At 58.3% G+C, this 15,651-nt stretch carries 19 protein-coding genes; 10 read left to right on the forward strand and 9 right to left on the reverse strand.

What is annotated here, in order from left to right; translation table 11 throughout:
• Positions 1-243 precede the first annotated feature (243 nt).
• Complete coding sequence (locus GDR74_RS02350; protein WP_152584795.1) at positions 244-504, forward strand: hypothetical protein; 261 nt, start codon at positions 244-246, stop codon at positions 502-504.
• Positions 494-784 (forward strand): hypothetical protein, encoded by a 291-nt coding sequence (locus GDR74_RS02355; protein WP_152584796.1) that lies wholly within the window; start codon positions 494-496, stop codon positions 782-784. The genes GDR74_RS02350 and GDR74_RS02355 overlap by 11 nt, the downstream gene beginning before the upstream one ends.
• 108 nt (positions 785-892) lie before the next feature.
• Here GDR74_RS02355 and GDR74_RS02360 read toward each other — a convergent pair whose 3' ends face one another.
• A complete protein-coding gene (locus GDR74_RS02360) occupies positions 893-1,492 on the reverse strand; it encodes a recombinase family protein (RefSeq protein ID WP_194164607.1) in 600 nt (199 codons plus the stop codon).
• A 348-nt stretch (positions 1,493-1,840) separates the two neighbouring features.
• Positions 1,841-2,041 carry a hypothetical protein gene (locus tag GDR74_RS02365; protein WP_152584798.1) on the reverse strand — a complete coding sequence of 67 codons (201 nt, stop codon included), beginning with the start codon at positions 2,039-2,041 and terminating at the stop codon, positions 1,841-1,843.
• A 220-nt stretch (positions 2,042-2,261) separates the two neighbouring features.
• Here GDR74_RS02365 and GDR74_RS02370 point away from each other — a divergent pair, with 220 nt between their 5' ends.
• From GDR74_RS02370 to GDR74_RS02380, 3 genes are all read left to right on the forward strand, one after another.
• Complete coding sequence (locus tag GDR74_RS02370; RefSeq protein ID WP_152584799.1) at positions 2,262-2,561, forward strand: hypothetical protein; 300 nt, start codon at positions 2,262-2,264, stop codon at positions 2,559-2,561.
• A 202-nt stretch (positions 2,562-2,763) separates the two neighbouring features.
• Entirely contained in the window at positions 2,764-3,756 is a 993-nt protein-coding gene (locus GDR74_RS02375) for a hypothetical protein (protein WP_152584800.1), read from the forward strand.
• Positions 3,757-3,771: 15 nt separating this feature from the next.
• Positions 3,772-4,185 carry a hypothetical protein gene (locus GDR74_RS02380; protein ID WP_152584801.1) on the forward strand — a complete coding sequence of 138 codons (414 nt, stop codon included), beginning with the start codon at positions 3,772-3,774 and terminating at the stop codon, positions 4,183-4,185.
• A gap of 39 nt (positions 4,186-4,224) precedes the next feature.
• Here GDR74_RS02380 and GDR74_RS02385 read toward each other — a convergent pair whose 3' ends face one another.
• Both GDR74_RS02385 and GDR74_RS02390 read right to left on the reverse strand, forming a co-directional pair.
• The gene (locus GDR74_RS02385) at positions 4,225-4,569 is read right to left on the reverse strand and encodes a hypothetical protein (protein ID WP_152584802.1); all 345 of its coding nucleotides are present in this window, start codon (positions 4,567-4,569) and stop codon (positions 4,225-4,227) included.
• 792 nt (positions 4,570-5,361) lie between these two features.
• Entirely contained in the window at positions 5,362-5,802 is a 441-nt protein-coding gene (locus GDR74_RS02390) for a hypothetical protein (protein WP_152584803.1), read from the reverse strand.
• 649 nt (positions 5,803-6,451) lie between these two features.
• On the opposite strand from GDR74_RS02390, the gene GDR74_RS02395 reads away from it, so the two are divergent.
• Positions 6,452-7,051: a recombinase family protein gene (locus GDR74_RS02395; RefSeq protein WP_194164607.1), complete on the forward strand. Its 600-nt coding sequence runs from the start codon at positions 6,452-6,454 to the stop codon at positions 7,049-7,051.
• Between the two features lie 108 nt (positions 7,052-7,159).
• Here the strand turns inward: GDR74_RS02395 and GDR74_RS02400 are convergent, their stop codons facing one another.
• Positions 7,160-7,450 (reverse strand): hypothetical protein, encoded by a 291-nt coding sequence (locus GDR74_RS02400; protein WP_152584796.1) that lies wholly within the window; start codon positions 7,448-7,450, stop codon positions 7,160-7,162.
• The gene (locus tag GDR74_RS02405; RefSeq protein ID WP_152584795.1) at positions 7,440-7,700 is read right to left on the reverse strand and encodes a hypothetical protein; all 261 of its coding nucleotides are present in this window, start codon (positions 7,698-7,700) and stop codon (positions 7,440-7,442) included. Before GDR74_RS02405 ends, GDR74_RS02400 begins: the two co-directional genes overlap by 11 nt.
• A 1,014-nt stretch (positions 7,701-8,714) precedes the next feature.
• Between GDR74_RS02405 and GDR74_RS02410 the strand changes: the two genes are divergently transcribed.
• Positions 8,715-8,954, forward strand: coding sequence for a hypothetical protein (locus tag GDR74_RS02410; RefSeq protein ID WP_152584794.1), 240 nt, complete (start codon positions 8,715-8,717; stop codon positions 8,952-8,954).
• A 167-nt stretch (positions 8,955-9,121) separates the two neighbouring features.
• Positions 9,122-9,529 (forward strand): DUF6538 domain-containing protein, encoded by a 408-nt coding sequence (locus GDR74_RS18595; protein WP_425486940.1) that lies wholly within the window; start codon positions 9,122-9,124, stop codon positions 9,527-9,529.
• 161 nt (positions 9,530-9,690) lie between these two features.
• Here the strand turns inward: GDR74_RS18595 and GDR74_RS02415 are convergent, their stop codons facing one another.
• Together GDR74_RS02415 and GDR74_RS02420 are read right to left on the reverse strand one after the other, a co-directional pair.
• Positions 9,691-10,098, reverse strand: a complete 408-nt coding sequence (locus GDR74_RS02415) for a PRC-barrel domain-containing protein (protein ID WP_246179827.1) — start codon at positions 10,096-10,098, stop codon at positions 9,691-9,693.
• A gap of 514 nt (positions 10,099-10,612) precedes the next feature.
• The gene (locus GDR74_RS02420; RefSeq protein WP_152584805.1) at positions 10,613-11,722 is read right to left on the reverse strand and encodes a calcium:cation antiporter; all 1,110 of its coding nucleotides are present in this window, start codon (positions 11,720-11,722) and stop codon (positions 10,613-10,615) included.
• Between the two features lie 194 nt (positions 11,723-11,916).
• Between GDR74_RS02420 and GDR74_RS02425 the strand changes: the two genes are divergently transcribed.
• Together GDR74_RS02425 and GDR74_RS02430 are read left to right on the forward strand one after the other, a co-directional pair.
• Positions 11,917-12,288, forward strand: coding sequence for a DUF6894 family protein (locus tag GDR74_RS02425; protein ID WP_152584806.1), 372 nt, complete (start codon positions 11,917-11,919; stop codon positions 12,286-12,288).
• 316 nt (positions 12,289-12,604) lie between these two features.
• Entirely contained in the window at positions 12,605-14,383 is a 1,779-nt protein-coding gene (locus GDR74_RS02430) for an SLC13 family permease (RefSeq protein WP_152584807.1), read from the forward strand.
• Here GDR74_RS02430 and GDR74_RS02435 read toward each other — a convergent pair.
• A complete protein-coding gene (locus GDR74_RS02435) occupies positions 14,380-15,588 on the reverse strand; it encodes a sensor histidine kinase (protein WP_152584808.1) in 1,209 nt (402 codons plus the stop codon). The genes GDR74_RS02430 and GDR74_RS02435 overlap by 4 nt on opposite strands.
• Between the last annotated feature and the right edge of the window lie 63 nt (positions 15,589-15,651).

Genomic DNA, 15,651 nt, shown 5'->3' on the forward strand with positions numbered 1-15,651 from the left:
GAGAACAGCGACAGGCATCAGCGGATCAGGGGTGCGCAGCAGCCCTGCCTCCATGAGCTTCTTCTCGTACGACTGATCCAAGAGCCCATCTCGTGATGGCCGAAGTTCGTGATGAGCCCGAGTTCTCCATGAAAATATCGACGGGAAAGAGCCCACTCCGGTAGGTTCTGATTATCGGCCTTGAGCGCCGTTGATTAATTTTAGGAGCTATTTTTTATGTCATTTGGACATCATCATACAATCATGACGACGGGCCTTAGCTCGTACGACATGGCCGAAACCGCGTACGAACTTGCTCTCATCACATCCGGACTGCTTGGCCCTGAGGGCAAGACTTGGGTTCTCGACATCGAGACGGACATGATCACCTTCCGCTTCCAGGAGCAGGGCGATCTTCATCGCCTGCGCCAGCGCCTCGACGAGCTTCTGCCGCCCTCCGTTAATCCCGAGCCATGCACCGATGAGACAATCATGGATGAGGAGGTCCGCGATTATGCACACTGATCACTCCTTCACGCATATCGTCTCTGAGGGAGACATCTGGCTGAAAGCCAAGGACCTGAAGGCTCGCATGGAGAGCACGGGGCTCGACACCGAGGGGCTGTACTTCGAGGACCTCGCGCATCAGGTCATGGTGCGCGATCTGCGGGACCGGGCGTATGAGATGGAACTCGACGATCCCGAGATCGCCTGGGACTTCAACCACCTCACAGGCGAACTGGAGGTCGAGTGCTCCTTCGCAACTGTGACCGACATGGTGGCGTTCAAGCGCGCTATTGCCTGATATCGTGATGGCCTGGGGGATCGCCTCCAGGCCACTTCTCATGTAGCCACGGTGTTCGTACGGCTTCTCGACCGTCCTGGAACCGTGTTCGATCAAGGAACTTCCGGATCAGGCAGCCTCAATGACGAGGTCCTTGGCTTGCAGCCGCCCGGCCCTCAATGCGCTGTAGTAGCTCGACCTGGAGATGCCGAGGATACGGCAGGTCTCGGGCACTGTGGTGGCCGGGTCATCATGGGCGAGCAGCACCTGCCGGATCAGCGAGGGCGTGAGCTTCGGAGTTCGCCCGAACTTCACGCCCCTCTCGCGGGCCAGGGCCACGCCTGCCTTGGTCCGCTCCATGATGAGCTCACGTTCCATGGCCGAGAGGCTTCCCAGGATTCCTGTAAAAAATTTGCCCAGGGCCGATGACGTGTCGATGTTCTCGCGCAGGCTGATCAGCTTCGCGCCCTTCTTCTCGATCTCCTCGACGATCTGGAGCAGGTGAAGCTGGGACCGGGCCAATCGGTCGAGCGCGTAAACGTAGAGCCGGTCGTCGGGGCGCAGCAGGTCAAGCACGCGGCGGAGTTCCGTACGATCCCGCTTCACGCCGCTCGCCTTCTCCCGATACACATCGCGGTCATCAACCCCGGCCCTGGCGAGGGCATCAAGCTGAATCGCCCAGTCCTGGCTCGATGTTGAACACCGCGAATACCCGTAGCTACGTCTCATTCGTCCAAAAACTCCCGTGCAGATGATCTCCATTTTTGCACGGATTTTTTAGACCACAAGGAAATGGCCCCACGAACTTCAGGCCGAAGTGCGTACACTCAAGACTTCTTGGACTTGGTGGATGCAGGACGAAGCAGTCGGGCAGAAGGATGTTCGTACAGGATGCCGCTTAATCTCGAATGTTCGTGCGATCCCAGTGAGCCTCGGCTGGAGCGAAGTTCGTACGCGAAGTTCGAGGGTTTTTAGAACAGTCCCAATGGACCATTGAAGCGTGTACGAGGCCATTAAGGGCGAGATCGCGTTACTTGGTAGGAAGGTGGGGCGCTCCGACCCCACCCATCGACCAGCTTACAGCCCGAGGTGGACCCGCATCCGCTCAATCCGCTTCAACTTTTCGCGGATGAGTTCGCGGGCATACGCGCGGCCACGCCAATGCGACAGAGTCGGGTTTTCGTAGGTGGCACGTTCGTCACGCTCATGTGCTTCGAGAATTGCCCAGGCGTCTTGCCAAGGCATGGCTTCAAGTTGTTTCAGAGTAGGAAGGCGCATCGCGCTTCTCCTTGTAATGAGGAAAAGTGAAGTAGCCTGAGAGAATCTCAGGATGCCGCCCATGCGATGCGTTGAAGGCGGCTCGTAGCAGAGCGGGTATGAAAGCTGTTATCTCCAGCAAGCGTTCCATTCCGACGATGAGCGGCGCTTCGCCGTCCTGATCGACTCTGTTTACGAGAAGGATGTCCTCCGCTGGGTCAAACCGGGGCGCAACCAGTTCGTGATCGACTACCGGCGGGGTGAGCGGTACGAACCCGACTTCGTGGTCGAGACGACGACCGAGAAGCTCATCTGCGAGATCAAGGCCCGCAACGAGTTGGACGATCCCACGGTGCAGGCCAAGGCGAAGGCGGCACGTACGTGGGTGAGCTACGCCAATGAACATGCTCGCAGCAATGGCGGCAAGCCGTGGCGTTACGTCCTGATTCCCGGCGATGCCGTGACGGAGAGTGCCTCGCTCACGGGACTCGTCTCGAAGTACGAATTGCAAGAGATCAAGGGGTTAGCCGTTGCGGCGTGACGGACGCCGCATTTTCTTGCCTGCATTTCGTTGACGAAAAACCGATCTGTGAGAGCTTCGAGGAATCGAGGCTTTCACGGAGCAGCGTTTGGAACTTCCGGCTCGCAGAACATTTGCACCCCGTGCATATGGGGACTTCTACCTTCAGGTCGCTTCGAGGCTGGACACCGCTTGTCCGGGCTTCCTGAACGCTACCTTTTTCATGTCGGCCCTCAAGCGGCAGGCCATTTTCGCCTGCTTCGCGGAGGCTGACTGGGAGAATCCAGGAGAAATTGCCTCCCGCCTGCGAGCCGTTGCCCCAGCCGAATGCGTCTCACATTTTGATCCCCTGGCCCAGATCGCCCGGTCGCTCGCCACGTCTCGGGCACGGGAGATCGTCCTCGCCACGTATGGCGAAGTTCCCGATGGCCTGCTTGGGGCTCTGGCCCGCGTGGGTGACGAGCCGCTGCCTGCGCCCAATTATCGTCTGTTGTTCAGCTTCTTCGCCGATCCGAACCTGCGGCGGAAAGGGCGCGTTCTCCGACATATCGGCGAGATCGACGTTCGGGTGCTTCAGGTCATCGAGGTTGTTGATGATGCCGAGTTGCTGAGCCCTGCGATTATTTCCTTGTTGGCAAGCCAGCACCATGCGCTCGACTTCGCCAGGACGGTTCGCTGGCTCAAAGGGTTGGACCACGTAGACAACGACGCTCTTGATGAAGCCATTCGTGGGGCCTCGACAAAACGCGGTCTTGGACGGGCATTGCAGTACTGGATCGAGCGCACGGAGCAGCTTCCGGATCAGCCCATTATCGACGATCCGGAGTTCCAGGTCCTCTCCAACGTCTCGATGTTGCGGGCGAAGGGGATCGAATATCGCGTTTGTCTGCACACCTCTGACCCCATTCGAGAGGCGGTGCTCGGCCTTGTCGCTTTTGCCGAATGGCGGCCCTCACCCGACGAGCTTGGGGCCATCGTCGAACTTCTCCCTCTCGTGCGGAAAGGTTCTAGCGAGCGGCACTGGATGATTGTCTCGATCAATGCGGCGGACAACGCACCCCTGCCTCGTTCGATCAGGAAACGAGTGAATGCTAGGCTCGGTGCCCTCGGATTCTTCGTTCCTGTGCGCCCAACCGGAGACGATACGGTGGCCTGTGTTAGCCGATTGATGCGCCGCCTCGGTGGAGATTGGCTCGCCGATTACGAGACTGCTTGATCAAAGGGGGCTACATTGAGCATTCACACGATGCCCTCACGTGCCAAGAGCGAAATTTCGTACGGCTCATCGGCATATGGAAAATATCACTACCTGCGCTCGCAGGGATTTCCCGCGCAGGAGGCGTGGCGACAGGTCCAAGCTCAGTTTCCAGAAACTTCGATCCAGCCTGAGCGGACTGCGGTTCATCCATCCCCTTCGCAGTCTAAGGCGGTGACCAAGCCAGTCCAAGTCTACCAGGACGACTGGGCCACACTCTGGGAGCAGGTCGAACTCGGCCCAGTCATCCTCGTCACGATCTGGTGGTTGGTCCAGCAGCTTTTCTGGATCGCGCTCTGGATGATTGGCTTTACGGCGCGGGTATTGGTGGGGCTGCTATGGTTCACCCTTGGCTTCGTTGTGGGGTTCCGCGTGTTTTCCAGTCGGTGACACGCTGTCGTGACCAATTCTAACCCCAAAAGCGACCTACTAGACTGCCGGGCCGAACTCCTCATCGAAAACAGCCCGATCCTCGATCCCCCAGAACCAGACACCGGCAATCTCGAACCGCTGGACACGCGCCTCCATACCCATACGACGGATGGCGCTCTCAACATCCGCCTGTTGGCTCGGGAGAACCATGAATGCCATGCCGTCCGATATGATGCTGCCCTCGACCCCCAGGCGGGCCACGGCGAGATCACTCATCGTTGAAAAGCGGAAACCGTAAATGATGACGGGTTCGCAGCAACGAAGGCGGCGGCGACACATAAGGTCCGTGATGTCGTCGAGCGTACGATTATAGAAGACGAGTTTGGAGGTGCAATTTTTCATGAATTCCTTTCGTTAGATTAGGATCGGCATGGGTTCGACGTAGGAGGCGAGCGGACGGGAGGCGGAAAGCGAGGACGTTTTGACGCGATGCTGCGGCCATATCGAAAACTTCACATGCTGATAACGCCCGTGTGATGACGGCGGCGCTGCAATCACCGTAGGGTCAATGACGGCAGTGATTTCCCCTCGTAGGTCAGCCGGGCTGATCGAACAGAGAGTTGTCGGCCAACGAGCATCGAACGCGGCGAGGACCTCGGCAGGGATCAACGAGCCGAGCCCAACTACCCCTCGTACGTGACCGTCAGCAGAGAGCCACACACTCATGCAGATGTCACGCCACCAGCGATCCCCTCGGCGGCGGTAGTCTACGAAGTTCCGGACTTCGACACGCCATGCCCAAAACTCCGTATACCCGGACGGGGCAAGGTCAATCTCGATCATATGCAGGCTGCCGGTCGCCGTGGTGAGCAAGCGGCGCGCCATATGACCTGCATACCGGCGAGCAGGGCTCGCAGGTGATCTGTTCACACCGGTTCCGAGAGCAGCACTTGGACCTCATACCATAATTTATTACCGGAGTGGACCGGTCGGATGCAGCACTTGGGCACCTTGGTATCCATCAGGACGACAGATAGCAGCAATGAGGATCAGCGAAAGCGCTAGGCTGTCGCCGATCCTCTTCAAGCTGTCCTGCGCGGGTAGAAGGTGCCACAGTTAAACAACGACGACTGTTCTGGGAAGGCAACAGATCACGTTGCGGTCGAACCAGCAAATAAACTGCCGGAGTTGGTCTCAGCGGGCGATCTTCGCCCCTATACTTTCGAGCGCTTCATTAGCATCGACCGACTTGCCCCCGTATGCGGACCAGTAACGGTCCACAACCTCGACAATCGCGGTTTTTTGCCCATAAGTCATTGCTTTCAGGCGATTACAGAAGTCGTCTCCGTCGATGTTCCAGCACTTATCCAATTGGTCCAGCGCAATGGCATCAGAAATATCATGCTCAAGGCACTGGATGGTGGAGGCATCTCGAAGCGTGCCGTTGAGGCAGTCAAGCAGGGCTACCCACTCGTTAAGCGAGAGCGTAGGCATGTCGAAGCGTACTAGTTCCAGGTAGCGCTCGCAAATCTCGTTGATTCGGTTTGAGCTATCGCCGAAAGTGCGTGTCTTGAGCACTTTTTGTACCGGCTCGCTGACAAAAACCTCAACCTGATTAAAAACTTCTTCAGTCATGGTAAGACCTTTCCATTGCCGCACAGCAACCCGTACGGACAGGCTAGTTGATGGGCATCACCACACGCGTGGTGATGCTTCGGATTGTTGAGTAAATTTCCGATGCGCTAAGACCAAGCCTTTGATCCAACGCGTACACTGCTCAAGAAGCGAGCAGCCATCAAATAAGGTCTCAAATATCAGGCCGCACCGCGCGTGCGGAGAAGCCAGCGCTTGTTGGCGAACACTACAAGCGCGGTGCGAATAGCCTCCGCCAGTAACTCATGTCAAGTGGTACGTGCTGCGTCTTTCTATCCATGTTGGTACTCCGAGCCTTGTGATCCAGAGGTGCCTCATCTGGATGTCGAGCTTAATCAGAACGATCCATGCCCAGCCTTCTCCGCCAGCCCCAGTATCCTGTACCAACAACATCCCTGAACTTCTTACCTGATCGTGTCCCCAACCCAGGCTCGCCGAGTTCGTACGAACATTCGAGATTAAGCGGCATCCTGTACGAACATCCTTCTGCCCGACTGCTTCGTCCTGCATCCACCAAGTCCAAGAAGTCTTGAGTGTACGCACTTCGGCCTGAAGTTCGTGGGGCCATTTCCTTGTGGTCTAAAAAATCCGTGCAAAAATGGAGATCATCTGCACGGGAGTTTTTGGACGAATGAGACGTAGCTACGGGTATTCGCGGTGTTCAACATCGAGCCAGGACTGGGCGATTCAGCTTGATGCCCTCGCCAGGGCCGGGGTTGATGACCGCGATGTGTATCGGGAGAAGGCGAGCGGCGTGAAGCGGGATCGTACGGAACTCCGCCGCGTGCTTGACCTGCTGCGCCCCGACGACCGGCTCTACGTTTACGCGCTCGACCGATTGGCCCGGTCCCAGCTTCACCTGCTCCAGATCGTCGAGGAGATCGAGAAGAAGGGCGCGAAGCTGATCAGCCTGCGCGAGAACATCGACACGTCATCGGCCCTGGGCAAATTTTTTACAGGAATCCTGGGAAGCCTCTCGGCCATGGAACGTGAGCTCATCATGGAGCGGACCAAGGCAGGCGTGGCCCTGGCCCGCGAGAGGGGCGTGAAGTTCGGGCGAACTCCGAAGCTCACGCCCTCGCTGATCCGGCAGGTGCTGCTCGCCCATGATGACCCGGCCACCACAGTGCCCGAGACCTGCCGTATCCTCGGCATCTCCAGGTCGAGCTACTACAGCGCATTGAGGGCCGGGCGGCTGCAAGCCAAGGACCTCGTCATTGAGGCTGCCTGATCCGGAAGTTCCTTGATCGAACACGGTTCCAGGACGGTCGAGAAGCCGTACGAACACCGTGGCTACATGAGAAGTGGCCTGGAGGCGATCCCCCAGGCCATCACGATATCAGGCAATAGCGCGCTTGAACGCCACCATGTCGGTCACAGTTGCGAAGGAGCACTCGACCTCCAGTTCGCCTGTGAGGTGGTTGAAGTCCCAGGCGATCTCGGGATCGTCGAGTTCCATCTCATACGCCCGGTCCCGCAGATCGCGCACCATGACCTGATGCGCGAGGTCCTCGAAGTACAGCCCCTCGGTGTCGAGCCCCGTGCTCTCCATGCGAGCCTTCAGGTCCTTGGCTTTCAGCCAGATGTCTCCCTCAGAGACGATATGCGTGAAGGAGTGATCAGTGTGCATAATCGCGGACCTCCTCATCCATGATTGTCTCATCGGTGCATGGCTCGGGATTAACGGAGGGCGGCAGAAGCTCGTCGAGGCGCTGGCGCAGGCGATGAAGATCGCCCTGCTCCTGGAAGCGGAAGGTGATCATGTCCGTCTCGATGTCGAGAACCCAAGTCTTGCCCTCAGGGCCAAGCAGTCCGGATGTGATGAGAGCAAGTTCGTACGCGGTTTCGGCCATGTCGTACGAGCTAAGGCCCGTCGTCATGATTGTATGATGATGTCCAAATGACATAAAAAATAGCTCCTAAAATTAATCAACGGCGCTCAAGGCCGATAATCAGAACCTACCGGAGTGGGCTCTTTCCCGTCGATATTTTCATGGAGAACTCGGGCTCATCACGAACTTCGGCCATCACGAGATGGGCTCTTGGATCAGTCGTACGAGAAGAAGCTCATGGAGGCAGGGCTGCTGCGCACCCCTGATCCGCTGATGCCTGTCGCTGTTCTCGATCACTCGCAGGCTCGTGATCGCTCGCGCTCCAGGCATCAGCAGTGATCTGCTGTGATGATCCAAACCTGTCTCGAATAATCTATCTTCTGGTTCACACCCAAGATCACACGCTTTCTCCCCCCTGCCTGCTCGAATTGAGCAAGCAGAAGAGAGACAGCACGTTCACACCCTGAGTCGTGGACGCTCAACAGCCGCTTGCCGGTGTTATCCGGCGGCTGGCGGTCACCCGAGACCAGCACATGACGGCCCTTTCTCCGGTCCGCTCCGCCTACTCGTGAGTGTGGGGGTTCCCCGGCGGGTGCGCTCTAAAAGCCTTTTTCACCCGACCGGACCTTGCGACTCCGGCGAACGTTATGACCGTGACGGTTATTCAATCTGAAGATTGGAAGCTCGTACGCCCGACTGTTGAGGGATCAGGCCGTACGCGGAGAGGTGTCAAATCGAGCACGACACACTTCTCCTCTTTTCTGGAATGCCTTTCGCGGAACTCCTGTCCGCCGAGCAGCCGTTACTCCCTACCATCTCAGGGCGGGATGTCCGTCTCGTGGGTCGCTCTGCCTACGGTGCGCCGGTCAGGTGGTCCCGGATGCCGTTGCTGGGGCGGAGGCGGCCCCTGTACACTCCTGAGCGATATATCTGATGCAGGCTAGAAGCGCCTCGCATCTGTATTTATTAAAGCATATCGTACGAATTGGCGTCAATTTATAAAGAATAATGACGATTATGAGCCGCTCAGGTAATCTCAATATATAATTATCTGAGGTTATTATGAGCAATTTGCCCTACACTTATACTATTAAGCCTTCACGGAAGCCGAAGGCTATTCACGACGTTATTCTCGAAGATCACGTTAAATACTTCGGCGAGCAAGGCTCCAAATGGGCCATGTGGCGGGATGGCCGGAAGATCGTGCTTGTCTTCGCCAACCTTGAAGATCAGCGCAAATCTGAGGTGCGCTCGCATCTGAGCCAATACATCTGGAAGCGGAGCGAGCAGGGTTGGCTGTGAACTTCGGCCAGTCTTTCTCGAACTTCATTGTGATCGGCGGGCCTCGCGCTGTTTCGACGGCCCGGCAGTAGTCTCGAACTTCATGGCCTGGGAGAGCTTCCCAGGCCAGCTTGACCATAAATCCGCGCAGCCCCAGCCTCCTCGTACGAGAACTACGCGAGTCGATCATGCCCGCCGACGAATCCCCTCAGCTCCACCAAGCCTTTGAAAATCAAGAGCAATTTGCGTTTTTCGGCCTAAACTGTCGCACAACGGTGTCGTACACGCTCGCCGCTGACGCGGCCCTAAGCGCTTGGAACCGTTCGGAAAATGGCCGCCGCGACTGTCGCACATCACCGTCGCACAAACCGTCCCGAGACCGTCCGAGACGGCGTCCAAAACAGCGCCCGACCGGGCTCTGGTTGCGCGGAACCGTCTGGCAGTATCGGGCAAGAGTGCCTGCCGCCGTTGCGCGGATCATCGGGAAGACGGTTGTCAGCCAATCTCTCCGAACGTCCTCATATTCGGAGGCGATCAGGCGGGCGCGAACAATTGCGGGAGAGTGGAGGTGGGGGCAATACCGAGTGTTCCCGTAGGTCCAGGTTTTGTGCTCTGAGTCGTCGTAGCTGCAAGTTGGTGCGCTTCTAAGCGAGTTCTCAGCACGGGAGGCGTGCATCCATAGCTGTCGTCAACCGAGACGTAGCTGCGGAAGGTGAAATTAGCCTGAAGTGCGGGAGAGCGCCTCTCCTCAAACTTGTCAATCAGAAAACTTGAACGGCGGGGCTGCTTTAAGCTCCTCCTTCGTAAGTTTGATTACCGCTCGCTCTGGGTAGGATGGACCCGGCACGTTCGTCGTGCGCGTTACTGTCCCGGTCGTGCTCACAGACTCATTTGGGTTCGCCGGGGTGGTCGTCCGGTTCGTGTCTGTTGTCGAAGCGGTGGTGGAACTTCCCTGTTCTACCCACTGAAATTCATCGTAAGGCAGCGCAATGTCATGCTCGCCTAAGCCCAGGAAGCCACCGACTCCGATCACTACGGCTTCAATCTTGCCGCCGCGATCCTGTAGCACTTCCCTGATGTCGCCGATGTGCTCGTTATCGGCATTGTAAACATTCAGTCCTTTCAGCTTGAAGGTGCGCCACTTCCCCGACTCTGCCTGACTCAAGAATCTTCCGGAGGTCGCAGGGGGAGCCGTCGTACTCGACTCAGGCGGGGTCGATGTCGGGGGATTTGTCTGCGCGAATGCCGTAGCGGAGATCAGAGCCACGCCAAGTAAAGGCACTATCAGATGCTTGATTCGCATGATGCTTCTCCTGTCGGTAGAAGAGCCGTGTCATGGATGAGGAACTATATTACCATTTCGGCGGTTTTTAGGATACAAGTTGTTACGTCGTATGGAACGAAATTTGGCGGGCTTGGAACCCCCAACCTAATGTTGCCCCGTGTGGTGCAGAGCGTCCTCGACGACCCTCTGCTTCCTGCTGAACTCAATCCATCCCCTTGCCCCAGACGAAATGATCGTGTTGCACCCCGTAGTATAGGTGGCGACTGCAACAATGATTAAAGTCCTGCCAAGGCGAGATTGACGCTCTAGGTCCGGTGAAAGGGCGATCACGGGTAACTGGGAGTGGCGTCAATAAAGATTCAGACGGTCAGTAGGGTAGTGTACCGGTCGGCATCTAAGGCACGAATACGAGGAATATGAACACTGCAAAAATTACGAGATGGACGAACCCGTAGAGAATGTTTGTCCGCCCGGTGCCGAAGGTGAGAAGACTGACGATAGCGGTGAGCATGAGCAGAACAGTATCCTCGCCGTCTAAGCCCAACACGAGGTCACGCTGAAGCCAGAGGTGGAGCGCAGCGACTGCCGGAACTGTTAGGCTGATCGTAGCAAGCGAAGAACCAAGCGCCAGATTGAGGCTCTTCTGCAACTGGTCTCGGCGGGCCGCCCGGACCGCTGCAACGCTCTCCGGGGACAGGATCAGCAGCGCCACAATGACGCCCACTACGGCTTCGGGCGCATCAACGAGTGACGTGCCGATATGCACGACAGCGGCAAACATCTTTGAGAGCAAGATGACTACGCCAAGTGACAGGATGAGGATGGTGGCGCTCACGGTGACAGCGCGGTTTCGCGGGAGGTACGGGCTCGCATCTGCGCCCTCTGTATCGAGTACAAGGAAATAATCCCTGTTGCGCACGGTTTGGATGTAGAGAAACCCGCCATAGAGCGCGAGGGTGATCAGGGCCACAAAGACGAGTTGGCTTGACGAGTAGAATGGCCCAGGACGTGCCTGGATGAAATTCGGGAGAATGAGCGTGAGGGTCGCAAGTACGATGAGGACGACAAGGTATGCATTTGCACCGCTCACCCGAAAGCCTTGCTCACTATAGCGAAATCCACCGAGCAGGATACACAGGCCGACGAGCCCGTTGCCGACAATCATGATGACCGAGAACACCGTATCGCGGGCGAGCGCCGGGAGGCTCGCGCCCCCTGACGTGACGGAGACGATCAGTCCTACCTCGATAATGGTTACGGCAATAGTGAGGACGAGGGTGCCATAGGGCTCCCCGATGCGGAGCGCGATCACCTCGGCATGGTGGACTGCCGCGAACACGGTGCCGATCAGGATAGGCAGCAGAGCCGTAGCGAGGAGGAGGCCGACCGGCGAGGCGATGGAGGCATGGTTCAGGCCATAGACAGAAGCGAACCCATAGAAGATCAGCGCAACAACAGGGATCGCCAAGGTTGATCGGGGTATAACAGCCTTGAGCGTGGGCATGCATTTGTTCTCCGATCTTCAGCCGAGTCGGGGTCAATGGGGGAGCCAAGTCGATATAGGTCTCTATAGGTAACGGCGTTGCATATTCTGTTACTGCGTCCCGTTAAGAAATGCGTTGTCGGGAAGTTTGTCGAGAGAGCGGCAGTAATGACGGCGGTCATCAAAAAGCCGGTTAGTTGTTCAATGATTTTAAGATGAGCAAAGCTCCGAAGCATCCGAGCCAGCGTGACGACCTCAAGAGGTGGGACGATGAGGGTGGTGCGCCTCGTTCAGGTCATCCTTCCCATGAGTCATCCCTCGCCCCTGAGCACCGGGCGGAAACTACTCTGTACTACCTCAACCTCCGAACCGAAAGCGGCCTTGTGGACGCCCCCGAGGGGGAGAGGCATCCTAATCTTCAGACTGCGCGCGATGCGGCGCTCGCTAAAGCCCGCGAAATGATTGCTGAAGGCGATCAGAAGGGCGAGGACCGGCGAGGCTGGTGCGTCGAGATCATGGACAGAGCCAATCAACGAGTGCTGACAATCCCATTCGCCAACGCACTGGACCCCAAACCGTCGCGTTGAGCGAGAAGGCTCTCATATCCACCATGCGGCTCTGGTGTTGGACAACGAGGTTCCTATGAGCAAAGGTCGTTCTGGCACGGCTCAGAGAGTTGTGAACACCGTGTGGAAGGTGATGAGGTTCTGGGGCGGTCATCCCAGAGTGCCACCCAGGGTAAAACTCAATGGGAGGCGGGGCTATGGCGACAACGATATTGCGTCGCCGGATGGGCGCTCAGACGAGAAGTGAGCTGCCGAACCGCACCTACATGACGCCCCGCTCCAAACAGATTGGGGTGCTTCGCATTATCTCAATGTTCCTTGTTCTGCGACGAAATCAGTGACGCAGGGCCAGACCTTCGCCTTCGCCATACTGGCCGGAATGATGGCGTTGTTCATTTGGGGACGCCTGCGTTACGACCTTGTGGCTGTTCTCGCCCTTCTTGCGGCTGTGTTCACCGGCATTGTCCCCCATAAGGCGGCTTTCTCCGGATTTGGTGACGATATTGTCATCATTGTCGCAAGTGCCCTCGTCGTCAGCGCGGCGGTCGCACGCTCTGGCGTGATGGAGGCGGTCCTCCATCGAGTCTCACCTTACATCACCTCGGTGCAGGGCCAGATTGTCGTTCTTGTGACCGTGGTCACGATCCTGTCCGCCTTTGTCAAAAACATCGGCGCGCTCGCAATGATAATCCCAGTGGCGTTCCAGATGGCACGGCGCTCGAATGCCTCCCCCTCGTGCTTTCTCATGCCGATGGCCTTCGGGTCTCTGCTCGGCGGTCTGATCACCCTTGTCGGCACCTCGCCCAACATCATCGTCTCTCGCGTGCGTGAGGACCTGACGGGTCAGCCTTTCGGCATGTTCGACTTCACCCCGGTCGGCCTCGGCCTCGCGGCGGCTGGCGTGGCGTTCCTGGCCTTCGGCTACCGGCTTCTGCCCGGCGGTCGCAAAGCTGTCGCGGCCATGGACGAGGCGATCAACCTCACCGACTACATGACGGAAGCGCGCGTTGCGGAGAACTCGCCGGTCGTCGGCTTGACAGTCAGCGACTTGGCAAACGCATGTGACAACGAGGTCCTGGTCACTGGGATCGTTCGGAACAAAACCGAGCACATGGCACCCCTGCCGGATGCTGTCCTTCGCAAGGGCGATATTGTTCTCCTTGAGGGCGATCCGGAAGCGCTGGAGCGGGCGGTCGCCCGCGCTCATCTGGAACTCGAAGGCGACGACCGCCCCACGCAAGGCAGGGGTGCCGATGAGGAGATCGGAGGAATTGAGGCTGTCGTCGGACCGACCTCAATGTTGATTGGTCAAACGGCCAAACGCATGGCGTTGCACGAGCGCTTCAACATCAATCTTCTCGCCGTCAGTCGCAGCGGCGAGAGGTTCACCGAGCGCCTGCGCGACATCACCTTGCAGACTGGCGACGTTCTCGTGCTGAAGGGCGATCTCACCCGGCTTCCGGACAAGCTGAAGGAACTCGGCTGTCTGCCGCTGGCTGAGCGCGAAATCCGCCTGGGCAATATCCGGCAGGGTCTTGTCCCCGTGGTGGTCCTGGCGAGCGCCATGGGGCTCACGGCCTTTGGCCTTTTGCCCATCGCCACCGCCTTCTTCGCCGCTGCCGCCCTGATGGTCCTGCTCGGGGCACTCTCGCTCCGCGAGGCTTACGAAGCTGTCGATTGGCCCATTCTGGTGATGCTCGGGGCGCTGATCCCAGTCAGCGAGGCGATCCGCACGACCGGTGGGGCCGATCTCCTAGCTGGATGGCTCTCGCTGCTTGCCAGCACCTTGCCATCTTATGGAGCGCTCGCGCTGATCATGATGGCGGCTATGGGCGTGACGCCGTTCCTGAACAATGCGGCCACAGTGCTGGTGATGGCTCCCATCGCGGCAACCTTTGCTGGACAACTTGGCTACAAACCTGACGCCTTTCTCATGGCAGTCGCGGTGGGCGCAGCCTGCGACTTCCTCACGCCGATTGGACACCAGTGCAACACGCTCGTGATGGGACCGGGCGGATACCGGTTCGGCGACTACTGGAAGCTGGGGTTGCCGCTCTCCTTCATTGTCCTTCTGCTCGGCGTGCCGCTCATCCTGCTCGTGTGGCCGCTGACCTAGCCAGCAGGGTTGTTGCGCTCAGACGTGAGCGGAAACCGCACCTGAATCCGCGTCCTCCGATCCCCCTCAATCGCCAGGGTGCCGTTAAGACTACGAGCCATGCCTTCAATCAGGCGCATGCCCATTCCCCCCGTGCCCCGTGTGGCGGGAAGACCCACGCCGTTATCCTCGATGAAAAGGAGCACGTCCTCTCCCTGGCGGTGCAGCCCGACCCGAATGGTGCCGCGCCGCTTGTCGGGAAAGGCGTGCTTGAGCGCGTTGGTGATTGCCTCCCCCGCAATCAATGCCACATTGATGGCGCGATCAACATCCAACGTGATCTCATCGGCGTCGCTCGTGAGGTCTATGCGCTGATCCTGCGGGCTCCTGAGATGGCCGAAGTTCCGGCATAGCTCCGTCAAGTACCCTGCCATATCGACCGACTGCACATCGTTGCTGTCCTGCCGGTAGAGAAGCTCGTGAATGCGGGCGAGATGATCCAGGCGCTGGATAGCATTCTCCAGTGCTTCCGAAACGCCGGGGTTGCCCTGACGTGCCATCTGAAGGCGCAGCATCGAGATCGCCATGGCGATGCTGTTCTTGGCCCGGTGGTTGACCTCGTGCAGCAACACGTTTCTTTGGCTCAGAAGCTGATCCTTCTCGCGGATGCTTTCCGTCAAAACCGCTTCCAGAGCCCGCCTGCGGTCGAGTTCGTTCTGGAGCGTCTGGGTCCGCTCCTTGACCCTCGTCTCCAGAACTTCGTTCAGGCGCTGGGTGCGACGCTCGGCTCTGACACGGCGGGTGATATCCCAAAACGACGCAAAGTGCTGGACGATGCGCCCGTGCTCATCATGCACAGGGCTGACGAACTGGGCCGCCCAGACCTCGCGGCCATCTTTGGCGCGAAGCGACACCTCAAGGGTGAGAGGTTCGTCCGCTTTCATGGCGGCCCGGATGTGCCGTTCCACCTCAGGATCGGTGTCCGGACCGGTCAGAAAGAAGTAGTTCTGGCCCAGAATCTCCTCACGGGTATAGCCGAAAAGGTCGATGAAGGACTGGTTCACATAGACGATGGGATTGCCGTCAATGCTGGGGTCGGTCACCACCATGGGCATGCGGGTGGCCTCGACCGCTGCCACGAACGGGCCGCCGCGATGCTGAACAGCATTTATTTGCTCTTCGGCTCTTCCCTGATCGGGGTCGGCGGATTTTGGGTCAGGCTCCATTCCACGTGCTCCGGTCTACGGCCCAAATTGCGACGTTAGTTGATTTCTCGCTGGCTCGCTTGC

Origin of the sequence: Microvirga thermotolerans (assembly GCF_009363855.1) — a bacterium.
GTDB lineage: Bacteria > Pseudomonadota > Alphaproteobacteria > Rhizobiales > Beijerinckiaceae > Microvirga > Microvirga thermotolerans.

Coding starts and splice junctions, on each gene's coding strand:
- GDR74_RS02425 (WP_152584806.1), top strand. CDS start 11,917: ATGAGCAAAGCTCCGAAGCATCCGAGCCAGCGTGACGACCTCAAGAGG.
- GDR74_RS02395 (WP_194164607.1), top strand. CDS start 6,452: ATGAGACGTAGCTACGGGTATTCGCGGTGTTCAACATCGAGCCAGGAC.
- GDR74_RS02420 (WP_152584805.1), bottom strand. CDS start 11,722: ATGCCCACGCTCAAGGCTGTTATACCCCGATCAACCTTGGCGATCCCT.
- GDR74_RS02365 (WP_152584798.1), bottom strand. CDS start 2,041: ATGCGCCTTCCTACTCTGAAACAACTTGAAGCCATGCCTTGGCAAGAC.
- GDR74_RS02400 (WP_152584796.1), bottom strand. CDS start 7,450: ATGCACACTGATCACTCCTTCACGCATATCGTCTCTGAGGGAGACATC.
- GDR74_RS02390 (WP_152584803.1), bottom strand. CDS start 5,802: ATGACTGAAGAAGTTTTTAATCAGGTTGAGGTTTTTGTCAGCGAGCCG.
- GDR74_RS02360 (WP_194164607.1), bottom strand. CDS start 1,492: ATGAGACGTAGCTACGGGTATTCGCGGTGTTCAACATCGAGCCAGGAC.
- GDR74_RS02405 (WP_152584795.1), bottom strand. CDS start 7,700: ATGACGACGGGCCTTAGCTCGTACGACATGGCCGAAACCGCGTACGAA.
- GDR74_RS02375 (WP_152584800.1), top strand. CDS start 2,764: ATGTCGGCCCTCAAGCGGCAGGCCATTTTCGCCTGCTTCGCGGAGGCT.
- GDR74_RS18595 (WP_425486940.1), top strand. CDS start 9,122: ATGCCCGCCGACGAATCCCCTCAGCTCCACCAAGCCTTTGAAAATCAA.
- GDR74_RS02355 (WP_152584796.1), top strand. CDS start 494: ATGCACACTGATCACTCCTTCACGCATATCGTCTCTGAGGGAGACATC.
- GDR74_RS02410 (WP_152584794.1), top strand. CDS start 8,715: ATGAGCAATTTGCCCTACACTTATACTATTAAGCCTTCACGGAAGCCG.
- GDR74_RS02350 (WP_152584795.1), top strand. CDS start 244: ATGACGACGGGCCTTAGCTCGTACGACATGGCCGAAACCGCGTACGAA.
- GDR74_RS02435 (WP_152584808.1), bottom strand. CDS start 15,588: ATGGAGCCTGACCCAAAATCCGCCGACCCCGATCAGGGAAGAGCCGAA.
- GDR74_RS02385 (WP_152584802.1), bottom strand. CDS start 4,569: ATGAAAAATTGCACCTCCAAACTCGTCTTCTATAATCGTACGCTCGAC.